The following is a 21,849-nucleotide window of genomic DNA, read 5'->3' as shown; positions in this document are numbered from 1 at the left end:
CTCCCGAAATAGAATCCCGCGAATGCAGTTAGATCAGCTTCATTTCCTTACCAACTTTCTCATAAACAGAGATCACCTGTTCCAGCATCTCTTTGGTATGGGCAGCTGTCGGCATGTTGCGTATTCTTCCGGTCCCTTTTGGAACAGTCGGAAACACGATCGCCTTGGCATAAACGCCTTTTTCATAGAGCCGTTTGCTGAACTGTTGAGTGGTTACTTCATCGCCAATGATACAAGGTGTGATCGGTGTTTCACTTTGACCTACATCATATCCAAGTTCGCTCAATCCTTTTTTCAAATCATTGCCGTTCTCCCATAGCTTCTCAATCAGCGCTGTATCATTCATCAAAATGTCGACAGAAGCACTGCACGCAGCGATCGCACCTGGAGGTAGCGATGTTGAGAATAGAAACGGACGACTTCTCAGCTTCAACCATTCGATCAGTTGTTTTTCACCTGCTACATAACCGCCAACAACGCCGATCGCTTTGGAAAGCGTACCAATTTGAAAGTCTATGCGGTCGGACAATCCAAAATGTTTTACAGTTCCTGCACCTGCTCCCAGTACGCCTGAACCGTGGGCATCATCCACATAAGTAATCAGATCGAACTCTTCTGCTATGTTTACGATTTCAGGTAGCTTGGCTATGTCACCATCCATAGAGAATACTCCGTCGGTGATGACCATAATTTTGTTATACTGACCCGATTCCTTGGCAGCTTTGGCCTGGTCTCTCAAATCATTCATATCCGAATGCTTAAAGCGAATTACCTTGGCTCTCGACAAACGGCAGCCATCAATAATCGAAGCGTGGTTTAGCTCATCGGATAAAATGGCATCATGCTGATCCATTACCGCTGATATGGCAGCCATATTGCAGTTGAATCCTGATTGATACACGATAACGGCTTCCGTCTTTTTGAAATGGGCCAGTTTCTCTTCAAGCTCGATATGAAGATCCATGGTCCCATTAATAGTTCTGACCGCCCCTGCTCCTGCCCCGTATGTCTGTGATGCCTTAACCGAAGCATCGATCAGGCGGTGATCGGTTGCCAATCCCAAATAGTTATTCGAAGACAAATTGATTAGGGACTTTCCATCAATACGAATCACAGGTCCATTTGCACCCTGCAGTGTATCGATAACGTTATACAGACCTTTTGTCTTTAGATCTTCAATGTTCATACTCAAAAATTGGTCCAGTGTTTGGCTAGACATTTTATTCCCTCCTCGGCATACGAATGTCCTTGTACAGGAGACATATTATATTTGTAAACCCTTTCATAAAAGGAGATAAGCTGATTTCAATGTATCATCTTTCGACTTTTTTGTACACACAGTACGGACAAAAAAGTTAATACATAAAAAATATAGTAGCGATTTCTTCTCCATTTCTGGAAACATCGCTACTACATTTTTGTTTATCTCTTTGCTTATTCCTGTAAATGAAAAATGCTCATCCTTAGATGATGAAGCCCTTATCAGGATTAACTATCTTTTCGCTAAGGGAGTTTGTAGCATGGATTGTTTGTCTTATGATATTCAGCCGTCTATAAGATTTACCTATTGGATATCGAACCGTGCCAAATAATACGCAGGAGATTCCTGAAAAGACGGGATATCTCAATTCACCTCCTCATTAGTAGCTTATTTTATATTTCTAATTATTTTCAAATAAAGAAGGTATTTACATATAGGGTATAGAATAATGACCTACGTAAAAAAATGCTACCTGGAGGTATGATTAATGAAAAAAAGTTTACTAAGTTTATTGGTAATAGCAACACTGCTGTTCGCCTATATGCCGAGAAGTTATGCATCGGATATAGTAATGGGTGGTTGGGACACGGACGGTGACGGAGCTGCTGAGACCGTCTACAATAGTGACGGTAATATCAAAATTAAAGAGTCCGATGGCACCTCTCGTACATACCCTCTTGGAAGCGGATGGTATTTTATGGGGGCTGCAGATACGAATGGAGCTCCAGGCATTGATCTAATTTTCAATGTAAGCGGTACCGTAAAAATCGTACACGACGCCTCCCAAATCACTAGTACTTATCCTATGAATAGTAATTGGTGGCTTTTAAAAGGAGGAATTGCCGACACAGACGGGATTCCGGGAGCCGAAGTAGTATTTAATATTAACGGAACGCTTAGATTCTTACATGACAATACAGGCACTATGAAAGATTACTTTATGGGGAGCAATTGGATTCTTATTTCAGGAGGTATCGCCGACTTAGACGGTGTAGCGGGTAATGAAATTGCCTTGAATATGGGGATTGTCGATGGTATTAAAGTTTTCCATGAAAGTACAGGAACTTCGAACAGCTACACTATGCCTGTGAATTGGACACTGGGAGGGATTTATGACCAGGATAATGTCGCAGGAAATGAAATTATCTATTCTACTTCCACAGGTAGCTTTGCGATCAATGATCGGTTGAAAACAAACTACGGCATATGACTTCGAAATCACTCAAAATATCATCTGAAAAAGCCCAGACGCATGAAGTGCGCTCTGGGCTTTTTAATAACTATCTCTGATCACATTTCTAATAATGTGCTTGAAATTGCTCTGTGCAATTAACTCTTGGGATAAGCAATCACCTGGTTACGTCCTGCTTCTTTGGCTTGATACAGCGCTTGATCGGCAGCTTCGATTAGCTCGGCCGCAGTAAGACCTTCTTGCCACTCTGCTACACCAAAGCTCGCTGTAACCGTATATTTGCGAGAAGGCGACTCTATTTCCAGCTGCTTGCGGATTCGTTCTGCGACTTCTACTCCTCCACGATTCGGTGTGTGCGGCAACAAAATCGCAAATTCCTCACCACCATAACGCACAGGAATATCACTGGGACGAACCTGGAACTCAAGCAGTTTGGCCAAATGCTTCAGTACCAGATCCCCCTCGGAATGTCCCCATGTATCATTGAACACCTTAAAACGATCCACATCCAGCAAAATCAAGCTAAAGGTAGTGCTAGGGTCTTCCTGCTTATACTGCTTGATCAATTTTTCCAGAACCACTTCAAAATATCGGCGATTCCATAAGCCAGTCAACGCATCGTGAAGAGCCATTTCCTGAATACGGTTTGTCTCCACTGCATTATCCATAGCCGTAACAATCATAGGAGACAGCAGCTCCAGCTGTTCTTTGTCCTGAAGCGAGAAATGATTAACTGTTGTCGCAAACAGATTCAGCAATCCGACTACACGCGTTTCTTTTCTAAGAATAATATGCATGGAGGAACGAATGCCGTTCTCATACAGTTGATCGGTAATGGGACCTTCTGCCCGATATGTCGTCCAATCTGCATGCACCATAGAGAAACCGCTTCGCAGCAGATCATAGATATCAATTGCTTCTCTCGTCAAAGGAATATCTTTGTGCGTAAACATACCGCTCTGAATAAATGCCTTGATGGAGAAATGACGACTGTCATTCTGGGTAATGATGGAGACCCGATCACATGGGATAAGCGCTGCCACTGATTCGAGTGATATCCGGTATACCTCTTCCAGATTACGAGCCTGATTCACCATATTAATCATTCGATAGGTTTCTTTGATCGTACGTCTTTCTTTTTTCATTTCATCAGACATCATTTCAAACTTGGAAATAAGTCGTCCAATTTCGTTCTGCTCTGTATATTGAGGGAGCTTGGCCTGGATATGACCCGACTGGTAAGAAGAGACCGCATCATCCAGTTCGATAATCGGCCGGGTAATTCGGGTTAGTCCAGATTGAAGAACATACAGCATGAAAAATTGAATGCCGATAAAGATAGCTCCAATAATAGCAAATAAATAGTATAGTCTATTCAACATGTCTTCTCGTCGATCATCGCGTAGAACTTCAACATATTTCATAAGCTCAGCTTCCTGGTCACGAAATGTATCAAAACTCTGCTTGCCTCTTAGTAGCTCTTTTTCGGTAATGGTTCCACCTGCCATCACTTTACGTACCTGCGGATCTCCATATTCAACCTTCCATCGTTGGCCCGTTTCGATCAATCGAACGATGTCTTGATGGATATTTGGGTTTTCTTCTATGTTTTCACTATTTTTTAATAATGCTTCGGAAGCTCGGATATAATCTTCCGTCCCTTGGTCAAATGGTTTCAGAAATTGTGAATCTTTGGATAAGAGAAATCCTCGCTGCCCTGTCTCCTGATCCACCAGTGCTTTTTCCAGATTAAGCAGTTGAATTCTCAAATCTGCAGATTGTCGCACTTTTTGGTAATTATCCTGAAAGGAATGCCCCATGTAATCAAAACCAATGATGATGTTCAGAATAAAAATGATCATAAAAATGATATTAATTTTAATGAGGTTAGAACCAACAAACTTTTTATTTTGGATAAGATACTTCACTATATTTCTCATTTTGGAGTCCCTTCGTTCTTCCGTCCTTTTAATACATATATCTGCATTTGGGAGCCACTTATTTAGAAAATAATGCAGGATTTTCAGTATTTACAAATCATACCTCTCCTTGATTATTCACAGAGAAGAAATGTCCGCCAGTCTTAGTGCCAGCTATCCACGACACAAAAGACCTGCAGTCACCACTGCAGGTCTTGATTGATAAATATAATAGATGAGTATATATAGTCCCGTACTTCTATAGTTCTTACCAGAATCGCTCCTCATACCCCATCAATAGCGCAATGCCTTCTGCAAAATAGTAGTCTCCATAGATCAGGGGAACATCGACATTCTGCTGTTCCGGAAAATGACTGGTGCCATGCAAAATAAGTCCTTCCTCTGTCTCCGACTCCCAGGCTCCATATCGGCTGTATAGCGAATGTAGAATCTTCTCTCCGCTTTCACGATACATTCGTGCTTCCAGCTCGCCTACCTGATCTGCCAGCAATAAAAGTCCACATGCTGCACAAGCTCCAGCAGAAGAATCACGTACGGCAGAATCTCCTTCCGGTGAACGAAAATCCCAATAGGGTACATGATCTTCAGGCAAATTCGCCATGAAGAAATGAGCACTCCGTTTCGCTGCATTCAGATACGCCGGATTCCCCGTATATTGATAACTCAGACTCATCCCGTAAATTGCCCAGGCTGTACCACGTGACCATGCCGAGTCAGGCGCATATCCCTGTCCGCCTTTCACTTCCAGCTTCTCCCCGGTAACCGGATCGAAAGCTACAATGTGGGATACCGATCCATCCTCACGGTAAAAGTGCTGTAGTACAGTATCTGCATGCCGGGTTGCGATATGCAGATACCTCGGGTCACCAGTTACCGAGGAGGCCCAGTACAGCAGCGGCAGATTCATCAGGCAGTCGATAATCGCCCACCCTTCCAGCCCTTGACCATTCCATGCGCGGATAAAGTTCCCCTGGGCATTAAAACGGGCACTCAATAGATTGGCAGCGAGTAGTGCTCTTCGCTTGGAATCCTCGTCTCCCAGAATGCGGTATCTGGCTCCGCTCGTCAGTGTCCACATAAAACCAATATCATGATCCACCTTAGCGGCATCTGTCAGCAGGACATCCAGCTGACGCTCACAGGATTCTGCAGATGCTCGTAACTCCTCATCCCGGGTATCTCTATATACCAGCCATAACAAACCCGGCCAGAATCCAGCGGTCCACCATGCTGCCGGTTCCAGCTTGTAAGTTCCATTGACACTGGCATGGGGAAATTGATCTCCTATACGTGTATGTACTCTTTTCACTTTGTTCTTCATTTGTTCCCATGCTTCCTGTACCCATTGTGGTTGTGCAGTCATCTGTTCTTGCTCCTCTCTGTAATATGATTCCTAGTTGTGACTCGGTACCGCCATATCGATCGGGAAAACTTTGCCAGACCATGCTTTTTGCGCTGTCCATTCTGCTTGTCCCTGCCAGAATTCGTGTTCCGGGGCAAGGCCAAGAGCAAGAAATACAGTCGTACACAGATACAGACTGCCTGTCGAGATATACCCTTCCCCGATATCCGGCTGATTGCCTGCAAACCCGATCTGCAGCCAGCCTTGCTCGTCAAATGTACCCGGCATCTGAATCTGACGGCGAATCACAGCGGTAAGGGCACCGCGTACCTGTGCAGGCATAACCTCTGCCGGCAGATCCTGTCTCAGTGCCGTCAGGGACAGATGCTGAAAAGCACCAAAACGATACGCGAGGGATCTCCCTATAGGCGGATAAGTGCCTTCCGGCGAAATCATCCGTTCCAGAATACCAGCATAACGTACAGCCCGCTGTTGCACAGGAACACGAAGAGTATCCCAGTCACTGAACTGATCGCCCATCACATCCAGAATATCCACCAGCATCGGCTGAATGACAAAGCTGTTGTAATAATCCCAGTGGAACTGAGGACCATCTCCATAGATGCCGTCTCCCTTATACCACTGCTCATGCTGTCTGATCGCGTAATCAATGCGCATGCGATCCCATATCTCTACACCCATACGGAACAGCACCGTCTCAATCATTGCACTGAACAGCAGCCAGTTGCTAAACACAGGACGAATCTCTCGTGTCGACAGCAAAGCAGTGATAAGCTGCGCCTGAGTCTTCCCGGGAAGCAGTTCATACAGCTCATGAGGTGCACGAATAATCGCATGAGCCAGAAATGCAGCATCGACCAGAGGCTGCCCACCTTCAGTAAAATTCATATACTCACTGGAATCCGGGTCTACAGCAGATTCGATCGCCTGCCTCGCCAGCAGAGCCATGTCTGCTCGCTGCTGCCCTTCCTCTCCGGTACGAGGACCGTGTTCCAGCCATGGGGATATACCGGCGAGAGTTCGTCCCAGTGCTTCGAGATGAGTATACTTCGATCGGTCTGCTTCTACAGGCATATCCCGGGTCAACCGGCGCTCCGATAACGCCTGAAGGACAGGATGGGCAATCTGTATAAGTGTCTTCACCCAATACGTTCTATCTTCCGACATGATGTATCCTCCTTTGATCAGCCTGTCATTTCAGAAAAAGTATAGTGATTTGTAACCGTTATCACAATAAACTATAATGATCAAAAACTGACCTATCGTGCTTGGAGGTAAAGAAAGATGATTACGCTATTAGCCTGTGGGTATCGAACGATCCACCATGAGGGGATTATCAGGAATCGCCCTCATGGTTCGGGAAACTATACTTTTATATTTTTTAACAGCAGAACCGAATTAAAACTCCATGAGCATATAATGGTGATCGAGAAGAATACATTTATCTTTTTCCGGCCGGATACTCCCTATTTCTATCGTGAACTGGAGAGTCCCTTTATTAATGACTGGTTTCATTGTAATGGCGAAGAGCTAGAGGGATTTCTTACAGGTCTGCAGTTTCCGCTGGATACGCCTGTAGAGGCATCTGACCCGATGATGATCTCACGCTGCATGATGGAGCTGCAGCATATCCACCGGCTCGATGGACCTTTGCGCGAGCGTATTATCGATTGCGACCTTCGCTCTTTTTTGATGAAGCTGGCTGATTTGCGTCAGCGTACAGCTCCGCACCAGCTGCACCGATATTATGCTGCCTTTGCGGAACTGCGTAATGATCTGTACCGATCGCCTCAGCAGAACATATCGGTTACCCGATTGGCAGAGAATCTTAATCTGAGCAAATCCTATTTTCAGCATATTTACAAACAGCTATTTGGCTGTTCGGTGGTGACGGATATGATTAACGGAAGAATGGAACATGCCAAATATTTGCTGGATCACAGCGAGATGTCGGTGACGCAAATTGCCGATAGCTGCGGTTATGAGAACGACACTCATTTTATGCGGCAATTCAAAAAGTTTGTAGGTAGTTCACCGAGAAAATATCGATTCCGAAGTGAAACTTGAGCCTAAAGCGGTGCTAACAATCGAAGTTTACTTTTACATGTGGTCACACAAGGAGATTTACGTTATTTTGAATATTTGATGATTACTGGTATCATAAATGAAATGATTCCGATAACATACATCCTATTATTTCATGAACAGGAGTGATACCAGATGCTGCGTATTTTGTTTGTCAATTTCCCTGCAGAAGGTCATGTGAATCCAACGCTCGGTATAACCCAGGCGTTTACAGCACGTGGTGATGAAGTACACTATATTACTACGGAAAAGTATCAAGAAAGACTCGAAGCGGTAGGTGCTATCGTTCATCTACATCCCGATCTGGTGCGCACCGCTTTGATTGACACATCCAACCGGGAAAGTATCAATGAGTTCATGAAGATCCATATTCGCACATCACTGGATATTCTGGAAATCGCCCGTCAGCTGTCGGATACGATGGCATTTGATCTGGTATTGTATGATCGGTTTGGAGCAGGCGAACTGGTACGGGACATGCTGAATATTCCGGGTATCTCTTCTTCTCCATCCTTCCTAATCTCGAACAAGCATATGGCGACCAATCTGTTCCGTCCGAATGCAGAATCTCCAGGTCAGCTGGATCCATTTGTAGCAGAGTCTCTGACGCTGATGAGAGAAAAATACGGCGTTGCTCCAAAAGAAATGGTGCAATTTATGAATAATTCAGGAGCGCTGAATATTGTGTATACCAGCCGATATTTTCAGCCGAATGGCGATCAGTTTGAAGAACAGAATCTGTTTATCGGTCCCAGTTTCCCCGAACGCAAAGGCTCGGGTCCTTTTCCATTAGATCAACTTACCAACAAGAAGGTACTGTATATTTCCATGGGTACGGTGCTGAATCATATCGAAGAGTTCTTTAATACGTGCATCGAGGCATTTACGGATTTCGATGGAATCGTGGTAATCGCTGCCGGTGAGAAAGCCGATCTAACCAAAATCAATCCTGCTCCTGCGAATTTCATTATCTCGTCCTATGTACCTCAGCTGGATGTACTGCGCCACACCGACGTATTCATTACCCATGGCGGAATGAATAGTGTGAATGAAGGGATTCACTTTGAAGTTCCACTTGTTGTACTCCCTCAGGACAAGGATCAACCAATGGTTGCGCAGCGTCTCACCGAGCTGCAGGCCGGCTATCGAATCACCAAAGATCAGGTGAATGTACAATCCCTGCAAACAGCAGTCCGGGAAGTGTTATCTAATCCTGCTTACCAGGAAGGCGTTCGGAAAATCAACCACAGCTTCCAGCAGTGCGGCGGTACGGATGAAGCGCTTCGTCATATCGATGCCTATTTGCAGCGTGTACAAGCATAAGTGCTACCGGTAATGAATTGTACATTTTATGCGTAAGGGTTAGATTTTCAATAGGCTCTGGTTCACTTACACGATTCGTTTGATCCTGTGTCTTGCTCAAATATATCGTTCACACAAAAAAAGTCGTACCTGATCAACTGCTCAGATACGACTTTTTTGTGCTGATGAGTATTAATTGATATGATGATCTGCTTATGACTTGCGATCCGGTTGAATCACACGAATATTCGGCTGCTCAGGCTGCTCCATACCGGTTCCCAGATAATAGCTGGTATGCGGCGGTTGATTGTAGCCGGTATTTTGCCACGCAATACCCAGCCGGTAGACCGCATCATGCATCAGCGTTACCAATCGATAATTGGTCTGCTCGGTGGTGGAATAGATACGCAGTTCGGTGCTGTCCGTATTGCGAAGCACCAATTCCTCACGCCAATCACCCAGTATATCTGCCTGCAGAGCCGGATTGCCCTTGGTGTCATTATTGGACAGGTTGCCAGTGAATGTAATCAGATTACGCAAGCGCTGATTGGCGTAATCCCACTTATCAATCTTGGGTACACCTTGCCGGACAGGTTCTGTACTGAACGTATGATCCAGCAGTTCACGACTCAGATCCCCGTCCCACCAGATGGCAAAGTTGGAAGAAGGAATGCTGCTGGAAATCTTCTCTCCTGCTGCTGTAAAAAGACCGCCTGTTGCACTGTTCCACTCTCCATCAATAGCCCACATCTCAGCTCCCGGATGTCTTGGATCGATATCCGCACTCAGTCCACGCCCAACATCAACACCCAGCTGTGCCTGTCCCCAGAGCACACGGCCGGTTCGGGCGTCTTTGAGATCAGCGGAATAAGGGGCATCCGTATGCTCCTGAACCGCCCATTCTTCCAGGCCCAGACGCTGAGGATTCAGATCGCTGACATGCATGGCATCACCATGTCCAAGTCCGCTGACCCACAGCCCTGATCCATTATGATCGATAGCCGCAGCTCCTGTGATAATCTCGTCTTTGCCATCGTTATCCACGTCGGCCACAGACAGTTGGTGGTTCCCTTGTCCGGCATATTTCTCATTGCCCGGTGTGCTGGAATCAAAAGTCCAGCGCTTGGTCAGCTTGCCGTCTCTCCAGTCATAAGCAACCAGTACCATACGAGTATAGTAACCACGCTGCATAACCAGACTTGGTCGTTCGCCATCCAGATAAGCGATCGCAGCCAGGAAGCGGTCGACCCGGTTACCGTAGCCATCTCCCCACGAATTGACATCTCCGCGTGCCGGTTCATAATTCTCTGTAATAAGTTCACGGCCTGTTGTTCCTTCAAAAATCGAGAAATATTCGGGACCAGTCAGAATATAACCGCCGTCATTGGCATAACGGGCACTGGCATTACCAATAACTTTGCCCTGTCCGTCGACAGTTCCATCGGCTGTACGGAAAGCTACTTCGGCTTTGCCATCACCATCCAGATCATATGCCATGACATCCAGGTAATGTGCACCGGAGCGAATATTCGGTCCCAGTGTGACCCGCCATAGGAAACTGCCATCAAGCTTGTAGGCATCGACGAGTGTACTGCCGGTATGACCACTCTGGGAATTATCCTTGGCATTGGATGGTGCCCATTTAAGAATGATCTCGTATTGTCCGTCTCCATCCAGATCAGCAGTAGTGGCATCATTGGCGCTGTAGGAATAGACTTCACCGGTAACCGTCTTGCCGTCTGCCGGTTTGCGCAAAGGAATACTCAGATGATCGGCATTCCATACTTTGGCCGTTTCGGACTGCTTGGGTCCTACTTTACCGCCTACGGCTTGTACATAATACGTAGACTGGCTGCTGCCACCCTTATCCATAAAGTTTGTTGTACTGCGTATTGGACCAGAATTTACTTTTTTGCCATCCCGGTACAGGTCAAATCCGATAGAGTCCGGATCGGTACCAAGCAGGCGCCAGCTTACATAGACTCCGCCGGATTGAGGAATAGCTACCAATCCGCGATCCAGATATTCCATCTGACGAGGTGGCAGTTTGACAGGAGTCTCCTGGATCGTTACTCCGGTAGATTCGCTGCCATCTTCAAAAGCGGCTTTGACAACAAATGTATAAGTTGTGTTGTTTTTCAGTTTATCGATGGTAGAGATATACGTTCCACGCGCGACGGTATTGACCAGCTTGAGCTTTTGGTTTTTCTGTACCTGATAAATATGGGCTTCGGTATAGGTAGGATCAATCGTCTCCTCCCATCCGATCTTCACTTTGCCGTTATGCGGTTCGGATACGACATACTGAAGATCCGGATATTTCTCCAATCGGGTCACATTCAGTGTGTAGGTACGGGAGATATCCGAATATGTATCGGAAGTCACTCGAACCGGAATGCTGGTCGTTGCTCCATCCAGAATAACTGATGCGGAAGTACCGCTGGAAGCAGTAGTCTTTCCAACACTCAGCTGCACTTTATCAGCATCACTTGCTGTAGGTGTAATATCGAGAGTATTCACGGAATAAGGCACTTCCATCTGGTAATTAAGGACAGATGGGTCAAATGCCGGAGTGAAAGCAGGCGTAAAATCTTGTGACTTCACCTGCAGGCTGCTTAGATTCAGATCCAAATTGGTAACGTGTGCATTTGCGAGCTGAATGGTTCCTCCATCTCGTCCCAGATACAACCCAAAGCTGCTGATCCGTGCCACTTTGTTACGGAATGAATCCTGCCACTCAGCAACGATGCTACCTGTAGATAGATCGGTAATGGTCGTTGTATATGTCTGTGCAGGAATATTAATTACATATTGCAAGCGATACCAGGTTGAAGGATCATAAGCAATCCGATTAGACGATTGCGTACCCTGAATACTGCCTGCGCCCATACCGGTATTCACGGCGGCAGCACTGGTCGCATTAATCTTGCCATCCATCATGTACAGGGAACCGCCGTTATTACCCGGTACGCGAATATCAAACTCGGCGATAAGCCCGCCCGTTTGTGCAGCAAAGCGCTGACCGATATAGGAAGAACCGGAAGATGTATTTTTGATTTCGGCATAGGTCATTCCAGTTACCGTCTCTCTGGCGATCTGAACCACAGGTGCACTGCCTTCTTTGCCCCAGGCGTTGCCACTGCCTATAGTGAAAGGTCCTGCCGGATAGCTGCTAAAGTCTTCATTCACCAGTACTGTATTCTCTGCCTTTACAGAAGCCGGAACAGCAGGAACGACAAGCGACAGAATCATAATAATCATAAGCACTTTGGACACTATCTGCTTTGTTACAGTTTTGCTTTTATAAAAATGCATAAATGAAATCCCTCCTTGTATCTGATCTATTCCATTCAACACGATATTGCCCAATAATATTGAAGCGCTTTCAAAACACCTCCTGTCGATTACTCTGGTCAGTACGTTACCTGAATCCATATAAAGTCTAGCAGTTTCCTATTTACAAGAAAACAGCTAATTTGTACATATCCATGTTTATTCGGAATTATCATTTGTCTGACGTGCAGCACTTCGCTATTTTCATATGTAAAAATCCGGAGCCACAAAATAGCATAAGAGATATGCAGTGTAGCATATATCCGATCATCAACAGGAGGCGATAGATTTGTCGGTACATCAGAATACATATACCCATTATCTAATGGTACATTTTATTGGGGAGCAGCCGGATGGAGAACAGATTTACTTTTCACTCAGTCAGGATGGACTTCATTGGCATGATCTGAATCGTGGATTGCCTGTTCTGCACTCTACAATTGGTGAAAAAGGAGTCCGCGATCCTTTTCTGATTCGTGCAGTGGATAGTGGCAAATTCTATATTATCGCTACCGATCTGCGGATTGCCAGCGGCAAAGGCTGGTCGGCAGCAGTTAACGAAGGCAGCCAGAATATCGTTATCTGGGAATCGGACGATCTGGTCAGCTGGTCTGATCCATGGACGGTAACGGTCGGTACATCTGATGCTGGCTGCGTATGGGCGCCGGAAGTCATTTACGATGAAGTTGCCGGTGATTTTCTTGTCTTCTGGGCTTCGGCTACATTGGATCCCGGAATGAATGAGCGTAAACAGAAAATCTATAGTGCGCATACACATGATTTCCGCACCTTCACTTCGTCGGAATTATATATCGAGCGGGACAATCATATTATCGATACCACGATCATCGCTCATGAGGGAATCTATTACCGTTACTCCAAAAACGAGACTACCAAGAATATCCTGGTAGAGCAAAGTAATTCGCTGGATCGGGATTCTTTTGTACCTGTAGATGCTCCCGTACTTGAAGCATTGGAAGGCGTCGAAGGGCCGCAAATTTTCAAATTAAATGACCGCCAGGAATGGTGTCTGATTGTGGACCGGTTTGCAGAACATAAAGGATATCTGCCTCTAATCACTTCGGATCTGTCCAGCGGAGACTTTCGTGTACTGTCCGATACAGAATTCGATATGGGACAAACCCAAAAGCGTCATGGTAGCGTTATACCGATCACGGTAGCCGAAAGTGAACGTCTGCTGGCAGCTTATGGCGCTGCTTCACAAACTGTGGCAGAGTAAAGTACATTACACCGTATGCATCTATAGCGAATACAATCATATAGCGGGCATCGTGTGTCTACACAAGGTTGGGAAGTACGTGCCGACAGTTGAATACGAAATGCAGCTGTTAAACATATAAATACGTAGCCGATTATTGCAAATGTACAATGTTGATGTCTGCCCGAATTGAATCAGTCGATAGACAAAAAAAGCCGTGAGCAATTTCACGGCTTTTGGTCTGTTTTAGAACGGTTATACAATTTTGGGCTAAATAGGTGAATATTATGAATAGCCCACTTCAGGAGCCATTCCTCATGAGTGCTTACTATTCAATATTCAGCATTAATTTCCATGCTTCCTCGATCTTGTGCACACCGGCTGCAACGGCTTCCTTGCCGAGCAGAATATCAGTAAGGTTAGGGGTGAAGTCGTTAAACATCTGCGAGCCTTCCGGAATCAGCGGTCTTGCTTTGGCAACATCGACCTGTGCTTTGAAGCCCTGGATAATCGGATCATTGGCCAGCGTCTGATCATCATAGACACTCTTCTGCGTAGGTAGTGTTCTCAGTGTCTGTGACTGCTGGAGCTGGGTATCCTGACTAGTCAGATACTTGATAAGCTCATAGGCTTCTTTGGGGTGCTCGCTATACTTGGAGACGACAAAGCTATGTCCACCTATAGGAGATCCCTGTCCTTTGGGTCCTGCCGGAATCTGCGTAATCCCCAGATTATCGGCATCCTTGAACTCCTTGCCGTTCAGAAGTTCCAGAATCGCCCATGGACCATTGATAATCATAGCCGATTTGCCTTCAGTAAAGTCTTTCATCATTCGGATATAGGAATCATTGAAATCCGGGTATTTCTGTGTTACGCCTTGCTCTTTTAATTGGTACATAAATGAGAATGCTTTCATGGAATCAGCCGAGGTCACTTCGATCTTGCGATCATCACTGATCGTTCCTCCACCGAATGCCCATAGATAAGGCAGTGCATAATAAGAGTCATTGTTCAGATAAATGCCGTAACGATCGCCATTCGAGACTTTCCGGGCGATCTGCAGCAATTCATCCATCGTCGCTGGCGGAGCAGAATACCCTGCTTCCTTCAAAATTCGCTTATTGTACAGCAGAGCAGGCGCTTCCAGTACAGAAGGCAATCCATACAGGCTACCCTGATATTCATCCGACTTGAGTGCTGACTCTACATAACCACTTTTGTCTTTGGCAGTGGCCAGCTGATCAAGTGGGTATAGCAGGTCCAGATCCGCAAATTCCGGTATCCAGCTGTTGTCTGCGCGAAATACATCAACTTGCTCATTACTCAGCAGCGCAGATTTAAACTGATTGGAAGCTGCTCCAAAGTCAACAGATGCCAGAGTGACCTTGATATGCGGATGCTCTGCCTGAAACGCATCGACCCGTTTTTGCAGAAACTCGGTCTGCGCCCCTTTGTCCGTAGTCGTCCAGAAGGTTAATGCGACATCCTCAGTCTTGGCGCTGGAACAGGAAGCGAGTGTAAAAGTCATCAGTACAGCACTTATAAGCAAAATCAATTTTGTTCTCATTGTCCGTTTTCCTCTTTCGCCAGTTTGAATTTGCCGATCAGATCGCTTAACTCTTCTGCCAGACTGGCAAGAGCTGCCGATGAGGCGGAGATCTCTTCCATTGAAGCCAGTTGCTCTTCGGTCGAAGCAGCAATACTGTGAGTACTTGATGCATTTTCTCTGGCGATTCCCGATATCTGATCCATTGTAATGACCATCTTCTCTGTATCTTCCTTGATATAAGCGGTAGAGTGAGTAACTCCCTCTATATCCTGCTCTACCTGCTGGATCAGCTGCAGAATGCCTTCAAAGGAATTGCCGGCTACTTCGATCAGCTGAATTCCTTTTTGCACTTCTAGCGTACCATGAGTCATTTCTTCCTTGGCAATGCCAGCTTCATGCTGAATCCCGGTAATCAGGGAAGCAATCTGATTCGCGGAATCTTTGGACTGCTCGGCGAGCTTGCGTACTTCCCCTGCAACCACGGCGAATCCTTTGCCCTGTTCGCCTGCACGTGCTGCTTCGATACTTGCATTTAGTGCCAGCAGTTCCGTTTGCTTGGTGATCTGCATGATGAGTTGGATCGCCTGCCCAATCTGATTAGCCTGATCGTTCAGTCCAGACACGATCCGGTCGAGCTTGGTATTGCTTTCATCAATTACACGTACCTGCTGAATCGCATTGACCAGATCCAGCTTGCCCTGAGCTGCCGTTGTAGATGTCGTATGCACTGTACTCAGTACGGTCTGATTATTGGCTGAGATCTGCTGCACATTATGGGACAGCTGATTGATGACCTGCATATCATTATCAATATGATTGGCCTGTTTCTCGGTACCTGCTGTAATGTCCTGCATAATGACCGCGATATGTTCCGTTGCTGTGCTCGTCTGTTCCGCGCTCGATTGCAGCTGTGCAGATGATGCCGCTACCTGCATCGACACATCTCCTGCACTGCTGATAACCGAGCGCAGCGATTGGGTCATCGTATTGAATGCCTCTGCCAGATCGGTCAGCTCGTCTTTTCCTTTGAAATGAAGCTCTTCGACGGACAAATCGCCCTGTGCGACAGTGATCGCCGATGTCTTGAGCAGACGAATACGACGGATCAGATAGTTAGACAGCAAAAAGGCAATAGCCAGCGACAGCAGAGTGGCAGCTGCAGCCATCACAATATTTACAAGCAGACTGGTCTGGCTCGTATCCGCGATCTGTGCCTTGTACTGCTGAACTTTGGCTTCTTCTTCTTTGACAAAGGATAATAAGGAAAAGGCAACCGGATCAAATGAACGCCGGGTAAATCGTTCCTGTGCGAGCGTCAGGTTACCTGCTTCTCTTAGGCTCATAATGTCTTCGGCATTTTTCTGATACGTGTTCCAGTGGGATTCGAACTGCTGAATATTGTCAGAAGCTTCTCCCTGGGTAAGCACTTTCATATGTTGAACCATTTTTTGCACCGATTCGGCATCTGCCTGATAACGACTTTTAAAATTATCCTTGAGATGATCAGGCGCCAGCAGATAATGGGCACCATCGTCATTAGCCATGCGCGCAAACAAATTAAGCATCTGGGCATTTTCCAGACGCTCTTGCGCCAGCATGATATGACTGGTTAATTGGGTGATCCGCTGGGTCATCGTATTGGATACGACCACCGTCACCAGTAGAAGCAAAATAATAGAAGCAAAACTCAAATATAACTTCCAACGCATTGAAAAAGACAAAGAACTTCCCCCGCTTCTGTTGATTTAAGCTACTCATTTAGTAAGACTATGTATTCTATCGACATATATCTACATAAAATGAAGAGAAAATACATCCTCTGTCATATATTATTTATACCACTTAATTAATATTTTAAAGTAATAGATCATTGTATAGCAGTTTAACTAACATATCGATCTATCGAAGTGCAGATAACAGCGATATATCTAACATTATTTATACATTTATATTACAAAACAGAACAACTATACTATAATACATCGTTTTATTCTTTCTCCTCATAACGAATACCCTCTGCTCGTTAACAGAGGGTATTCGTTAGATTGAATTCTGCTAATAACCCTTAATTATTGCATCACTGCCAGCTTATCCGTATCTAGAGAGTTGGTGGACTGGATTCTTCTTGAGCAGACCCTTCTTCGAAAAAGCGGGCAATTTCTACAATCATTGCTCCCATTCGTTCCAATTCCGGTACGACGATGCGCGTTATATTTTCATCACGCAGCGCATCTGCAGTAACTTTGCCTACAGCTGCTGCCAGCACTTGATGGTTAAATGTATTCCGAAGATCTTCTTCCTGCCCCTGCTCTCTTGCATAGTCGAACAGATACTTGACCTGTACCTGTGTGGTAAAACTAACCGCATCAACCTGATGCTGGAGTAGTTCATCCATTAGCTGTGCCAGTGTATCTCTGTCCGGTGCCTGGTAACGATAAGGAAGCACCGCCTGTACATTCATCTCCGGCTCGCTGCTGATAAAGTCATGCAGCTGGGACGTAAGCTCTCCGTGTAGCTGCAGCCATACCTGACAGCCTTTAAAGTCAAAAGCACTCAGCTTGTCGACCATATTGGCGATCGTCCCGTCATCTGCACTGACCACGGGATGAACACCGGATTTTTTGAGGTAGGCATTGGTACGATAACCACGGCATGCTACTTTGGCTTTTTGCAGACGCTCTTCAAGCAGTGGAACAATTCCCTGCCGCTCTGCCGACTTGTAAATCGCCTCATAACCGATACCTGTGGTGAAAATAATCCAGTCGGCATCCTGCTCGGTCAGCTGCCGAACATCCTTGTCGATTTCGGCAGGATCGGCAGGCATTAATCCCTGTAAAGACCGCACCAGTGCGGTTCCTCCTCTGCGCTCAATCACTTCTGCCATATCCTCCGGAATTTTGGAGCCGGTAATAACGATCGTTTTGCCTTCGAGTTCTTTAGCCATTGCCTGATTCGCCTCCATTTTTTGGAATGCCAATATGCACCTGTTCTCCGGTTAGCAGCACCGGGTAGGTTTTGACCTGACCGGTATCCGGATCGAGCACCTGTCCATCCTCCATCCGGATGCGCCAGTCACAGATGGGATCGAACAAAATATGCTCTGAGACCATCCCTTCAACCAGTGTCCCGCCTTTGGGACCCGGGCTTTTATTTTCGAGAGCATATAGTTCGCCATCGGATGTTTTGAACAGAGCAATCTCCTGTTCATCAATAATCACCCGTCTGCCCACTCGTTCCAGAAAGTCATGAGTGCTTCCAACCTCATAATACGTATAATTGGGATCTGCTGCAGATGAAGACATTGATATATACCTCCTTACGATTGGGTCGTCGAAATCCGCACATCATCAAACATCTTCTCGCGCAGATTCTGATTATCCAGAATTTCATTCCATGGTTCCTGTACCTGGCTTAGTGCCAGTTCAATTCGCTCTACCAGAGCATGGCGGTTGTCCAGATCGTTAACAACAGTATCCATAATGCTCTGCAGACCGACTCTCTCGATCCAATCCGAGGTACGTTCCAGGTATTTACCGGTTTCCCGGTAATGCTGGATAAAGGCAGCTATGATCTCCAGCAGCTCTTCATCTGTTTTTACTTTGCAGAGCAGCTCTGCTAGCCGTGCCTTGATTCCTCCATTCCCGCCAACATAGAGCTCCCAGGCTCCTTCGTTGCCGACAATCCCGATATCTTTGGTAGATGATTCGGCACAGTTACGTGGACAGCCATTCACTGCCATCTTGAACTTGGCAGGCATATCCAGACGCTCGAATCGCTTCTCGATCAGTACACCCATCGTAATGGAATCCTTGGTACCAAACCGGCAGAACTGCGAGCCTACACAGGTCTTCACGGTACGTAGTGCTTTAGCATAAGCATATCCCGAAGGCATCCCTAGATCTTTCCAGATATTAGGCAGGTCTTCTTTTTTGATTCCGAGCAGGTCAAGCCGCTGTCCACCGGTCACCTTGACCATTTTCACATTATATTTAACAGCAATATCCGCAATCAGGCGCAGATCTTCAGGTGTCGTGACACCGCCATACATGCGGGGAACAACACCGAATGTTCCGTCCTTCTGAATATTGGCATGCATACGTTCATTCACAAAACGGGAATCGCGCTCATCCACATGCTCGGCAGGCCAGATCATGCCCAGATAGTAATTGAGCGCCGGACGGCATTTGGAACAGCCTTCCTTATTGTTCCATTCAAGCGCATAACGGACCTCCTGCGAAGTGATCAGCCCTTTTTCCTTGATCTCGCGCACAACCTCGTCACGGCTGAGTGATGTACAAGAGCAGATGGTTTCTTTTTTGGCAGCAGCAGAATCATATTGATCACCGAGCACATACTGCAAGATCTGCTCAATGACAGGACGGCAGCCTCCACAGGAGCGGCAGGCGCTGGTAGTCGACTTGATCTCTTCTACTGTCGTGAGTCCATTTTCCGTAATCGCATCGACGATGCGCTTTTTGCTGACTCCATTGCAACCGCATACAATCTCTTCGTCTGCCAGATCAGCTACTGTGTTCTCTGTATCGGGTGCTCCCTGTCCCACAATAGCAGTATGAATTGCTTCGGTCATGATTGCACCGGTACGAATCCACTGCTGTAGCCGCGAAGCTTCGCGTCCATCACCTACGAGGATACCGCCGATAATACGGCCTCCACGCATAAGTACTTTTTTGTAAATTCGCCGCCAGTCATCATGCATTCGTACAACTGCCAGATCCTCAGTGTCCATAAATTCACCCGCTGAGAATACATCAACACCCGAGATCTTCAGCTGGGTCGATACAACAGATCCTTCATATGGCGGTGTCTCAATATCACACAGATGCTTGGCCAAAACGGCACCTTGTTCAAATAGCGGAGCTACCAATCCATAGGAAATGCCGCGGTGCTCATTACATTCCCCTACTGCGTATACATCAGGTGCCGAAGTACGCATATAATCATCTACCAGAATTCCACGGTTAACTGCGAGTCCAGCGGACTGAGCCAGTTCGGTATTAGGCTTGATCCCTGCTGCCATTACGACGAATTCGGCTTCCAGTTCGGTTCCATCTGCAAATCGTATTCCGCTAACACGTTCATCTCCGAGGAATTCGGCAGTTTGTTTACCTGTAGCAAATTGAAGCCCCTGACTCTCCAGCTCTGCCTGCAGCATATGCGAAGCTACCGGATCGAGCTGACGCTCCATGAGTTCACGGAATAAATGAACAACCGTTACCTCCATTCCCAGCTTGAGCAGTCCTTTGGCTGCTTCCAGACCAAGCAGCCCTCCTCCAATGACAGCAGCTTTACGATATAAATCTGCGGCATGGAGCATTTGCTCACAATCTGCAATATCGCGGAATCCCACAATCCCCTGCTTATCTACGCCCGGTACCGGTAGCATAAATGGACGCGAGCCTGTAGCAATCACCAGACGATCGTAGGGTACGACCATCCCATTACTGGCTTCTACTGTTTTTTGTTCTGTATCGATTGCAGTGACATGTGTTCCTGTGTACAGCTCAATACCATGAGCATCGTACCAGTCGCGATCATTCAGAATAATTTCCTCAATCGATTTACTTTTTTCCAGTACATACGACAGTTGAATCCGATTGTAGTTTGGATACGGTTCGCTTCCAAATACCGTAATCTGATACGTATTTGGAGATAATTTAAGGATGTGTTCCACGGTATTGATACCCGCCATTCCATTTCCGACAATTACCAGCCTTTTCTTCCCATCCAGGTTTGTCATGTGTCGGCCTCCTTGTTGTGACAATGAGTTCGGTTCAACCATTATTAACCTTCCAATTTACTGTAAAATCAAAAGAATACATAACCTCTGCATCTCAGCGATCTCCATCATCTGGCCGCATACGCTCTCTTGAGGTCTCGCGGCCTGAAGTAACGGGCTTCAGTTGACCAGCTTTGCCAAGTCCGAATGGCGGCATATTAACATAGATGGATTCATAGGCACCAGCTTCCACTGTATAAGTCTCATGATAGATACCCACTGCTTCGCCCACGCTTGCTTTACGATTAAAATCCTGCCAGGCTTTTAGATGGTTCGCTCCTCCACGTGCATAATGTTCCAATTGTTCATAGGAACGCCAGTATTGCACAATCGATAATCCCCTTCCAGAGATAAAATAGGATGCATCCAGAAAGCCCAGACTTTTATTTGCATATAATTCGCTCAGCATGGGTCCCATAGAGCGCATAACCGACAGCCAGCGATGTACAGCCATCCATTTGTTAATCCGTACGCCAATAATAAACACGACAAATGGACCTTCAATTTCAGCCATTTGGCGACCTTTTATAACAGAACCCATATCACTTGCCTCCCTGTTTTGGCTTCACTATATTCTTATATTGATCTACCATCCTCCCTTCATCCACACAAGTTACAAATTTACCAAGTAACTTTTCTAGCAAAGTATAACATTCCTCTGTATCAATTCCGTTAAATATTATATTAGATTCCAATAAAAGGAATATTTAGTCATAAGGCAGCATGATTTACGTACCGGGAATCCATATGGCAGCTGCAGCGATATGCAGCCAGCGCCTACCAACAATGCTTATGCATCATACGAATA

The 21,849-nt window shown here is 46.1% G+C and carries 15 protein-coding genes; 4 read left to right on the top strand and 11 right to left on the bottom strand.

Going from position 1 to position 21,849, the window contains the following annotated elements; translation table 11 throughout:
• Positions 1-28: 28 nt before the first annotated feature.
• Positions 29-1,219: a glycine C-acetyltransferase gene (locus WH46_RS08370; protein WP_046226385.1), complete on the bottom strand. Its 1,191-nt coding sequence runs from the start codon at positions 1,217-1,219 to the stop codon at positions 29-31.
• A gap of 529 nt (positions 1,220-1,748) precedes the next feature.
• Here WH46_RS08370 and WH46_RS08365 point away from each other — a divergent pair.
• Positions 1,749-2,471, top strand: a complete 723-nt coding sequence (locus tag WH46_RS08365) for a PA5033 family protein (RefSeq protein WP_046226384.1) — start codon at positions 1,749-1,751, stop codon at positions 2,469-2,471.
• A 119-nt stretch (positions 2,472-2,590) separates the two neighbouring features.
• Here WH46_RS08365 and WH46_RS08360 read toward each other — a convergent pair whose 3' ends face one another.
• The 3 genes from WH46_RS08360 to WH46_RS08350 all read right to left on the bottom strand — a co-directional run bounded on the left by WH46_RS08360 (position 2,591) and on the right by WH46_RS08350 (position 6,923).
• Entirely contained in the window at positions 2,591-4,240 is a 1,650-nt protein-coding gene (locus tag WH46_RS08360) for a sensor domain-containing diguanylate cyclase (RefSeq protein ID WP_231584313.1), read from the bottom strand.
• Between the two features lie 400 nt (positions 4,241-4,640).
• On the bottom strand, positions 4,641-5,756 hold the full coding sequence (locus tag WH46_RS08355) for a glycoside hydrolase family 88 protein (RefSeq protein ID WP_046226382.1): 1,116 nt from the start codon (positions 5,754-5,756) through the stop codon (positions 4,641-4,643).
• Between the two features lie 30 nt (positions 5,757-5,786).
• Entirely contained in the window at positions 5,787-6,923 is a 1,137-nt protein-coding gene (locus tag WH46_RS08350) for a DUF2264 domain-containing protein (protein ID WP_046226381.1), read from the bottom strand.
• Between the two features lie 117 nt (positions 6,924-7,040).
• Here WH46_RS08350 and WH46_RS08345 point away from each other — a divergent pair, with 117 nt between their 5' ends.
• Together WH46_RS08345 and WH46_RS08340 are read left to right on the top strand one after the other, a co-directional pair.
• On the top strand, positions 7,041-7,823 hold the full coding sequence (locus WH46_RS08345) for a helix-turn-helix transcriptional regulator (RefSeq protein WP_046226380.1): 783 nt from the start codon (positions 7,041-7,043) through the stop codon (positions 7,821-7,823).
• 153 nt (positions 7,824-7,976) lie between these two features.
• The gene (locus WH46_RS08340) at positions 7,977-9,164 is read left to right on the top strand and encodes a macrolide family glycosyltransferase (protein ID WP_046226379.1); all 1,188 of its coding nucleotides are present in this window, start codon (positions 7,977-7,979) and stop codon (positions 9,162-9,164) included.
• A gap of 192 nt (positions 9,165-9,356) precedes the next feature.
• On the opposite strand, the gene WH46_RS24490 is transcribed toward WH46_RS08340, so the two are convergent.
• Entirely contained in the window at positions 9,357-12,458 is a 3,102-nt protein-coding gene (locus WH46_RS24490; protein WP_046226378.1) for a rhamnogalacturonan lyase family protein, read from the bottom strand.
• 307 nt (positions 12,459-12,765) lie between these two features.
• On the opposite strand from WH46_RS24490, the gene WH46_RS08330 reads away from it, so the two are divergent.
• Positions 12,766-13,716, top strand: coding sequence for a glycoside hydrolase family 43 protein (locus WH46_RS08330; RefSeq protein ID WP_231584312.1), 951 nt, complete (start codon positions 12,766-12,768; stop codon positions 13,714-13,716).
• Between the two features lie 307 nt (positions 13,717-14,023).
• Here WH46_RS08330 and WH46_RS08325 read toward each other — a convergent pair whose 3' ends face one another.
• The 6 genes from WH46_RS08325 to WH46_RS08300 all read right to left on the bottom strand — a co-directional run bounded on the left by WH46_RS08325 (position 14,024) and on the right by WH46_RS08300 (position 21,582).
• Positions 14,024-15,262, bottom strand: coding sequence for an extracellular solute-binding protein (locus WH46_RS08325; RefSeq protein ID WP_046226377.1), 1,239 nt, complete (start codon positions 15,260-15,262; stop codon positions 14,024-14,026).
• Positions 15,259-16,935, bottom strand: a complete 1,677-nt coding sequence (locus WH46_RS08320) for a methyl-accepting chemotaxis protein (RefSeq protein ID WP_197088263.1) — start codon at positions 16,933-16,935, stop codon at positions 15,259-15,261. The genes WH46_RS08325 and WH46_RS08320 overlap by 4 nt, the downstream gene beginning before the upstream one ends.
• Before the next feature lie 407 nt (positions 16,936-17,342).
• Complete coding sequence (locus WH46_RS08315) at positions 17,343-18,188, bottom strand: uroporphyrinogen-III synthase (protein WP_046226375.1); 846 nt, start codon at positions 18,186-18,188, stop codon at positions 17,343-17,345.
• Complete coding sequence (locus tag WH46_RS08310; protein WP_046226374.1) at positions 18,181-18,546, bottom strand: nitrite reductase (NAD(P)H) small subunit; 366 nt, start codon at positions 18,544-18,546, stop codon at positions 18,181-18,183. Before WH46_RS08310 ends, WH46_RS08315 begins: the two co-directional genes overlap by 8 nt.
• A 14-nt stretch (positions 18,547-18,560) precedes the next feature.
• Positions 18,561-21,002 (bottom strand): nitrite reductase large subunit NirB, encoded by a 2,442-nt coding sequence (nirB, locus tag WH46_RS08305; protein WP_046226373.1) that lies wholly within the window; start codon positions 21,000-21,002, stop codon positions 18,561-18,563.
• A gap of 94 nt (positions 21,003-21,096) precedes the next feature.
• Entirely contained in the window at positions 21,097-21,582 is a 486-nt protein-coding gene (locus tag WH46_RS08300) for a DUF4188 domain-containing protein (protein ID WP_046226372.1), read from the bottom strand.
• Positions 21,583-21,849 lie beyond the last annotated feature (267 nt).

The sequence above is a fragment of the Paenibacillus dauci genome, from assembly GCF_000971985.1.
GTDB lineage: Bacteria > Bacillota > Bacilli > Paenibacillales > Paenibacillaceae > Saccharibacillus > Saccharibacillus dauci.
The sequence above is the reverse complement of the archived record's forward strand: the minus strand, read 5'-3'. Positions and strand labels throughout refer to the sequence as shown.

Coding starts and splice junctions, on each gene's coding strand:
- nirB (WP_046226373.1), bottom strand. CDS start 21,002: ATGACAAACCTGGATGGGAAGAAAAGGCTGGTAATTGTCGGAAATGGA.
- WH46_RS08315 (WP_046226375.1), bottom strand. CDS start 18,188: ATGGCTAAAGAACTCGAAGGCAAAACGATCGTTATTACCGGCTCCAAA.
- WH46_RS08365 (WP_046226384.1), top strand. CDS start 1,749: ATGAAAAAAAGTTTACTAAGTTTATTGGTAATAGCAACACTGCTGTTC.
- WH46_RS08350 (WP_046226381.1), bottom strand. CDS start 6,923: ATGTCGGAAGATAGAACGTATTGGGTGAAGACACTTATACAGATTGCC.
- WH46_RS08370 (WP_046226385.1), bottom strand. CDS start 1,219: ATGTCTAGCCAAACACTGGACCAATTTTTGAGTATGAACATTGAAGAT.
- WH46_RS24490 (WP_046226378.1), bottom strand. CDS start 12,458: ATGCATTTTTATAAAAGCAAAACTGTAACAAAGCAGATAGTGTCCAAA.
- WH46_RS08345 (WP_046226380.1), top strand. CDS start 7,041: ATGATTACGCTATTAGCCTGTGGGTATCGAACGATCCACCATGAGGGG.
- WH46_RS08310 (WP_046226374.1), bottom strand. CDS start 18,546: ATGTCTTCATCTGCAGCAGATCCCAATTATACGTATTATGAGGTTGGA.
- WH46_RS08325 (WP_046226377.1), bottom strand. CDS start 15,262: ATGAGAACAAAATTGATTTTGCTTATAAGTGCTGTACTGATGACTTTT.
- WH46_RS08340 (WP_046226379.1), top strand. CDS start 7,977: ATGCTGCGTATTTTGTTTGTCAATTTCCCTGCAGAAGGTCATGTGAAT.
- WH46_RS08355 (WP_046226382.1), bottom strand. CDS start 5,756: ATGACTGCACAACCACAATGGGTACAGGAAGCATGGGAACAAATGAAG.
- WH46_RS08300 (WP_046226372.1), bottom strand. CDS start 21,582: ATGGGTTCTGTTATAAAAGGTCGCCAAATGGCTGAAATTGAAGGTCCA.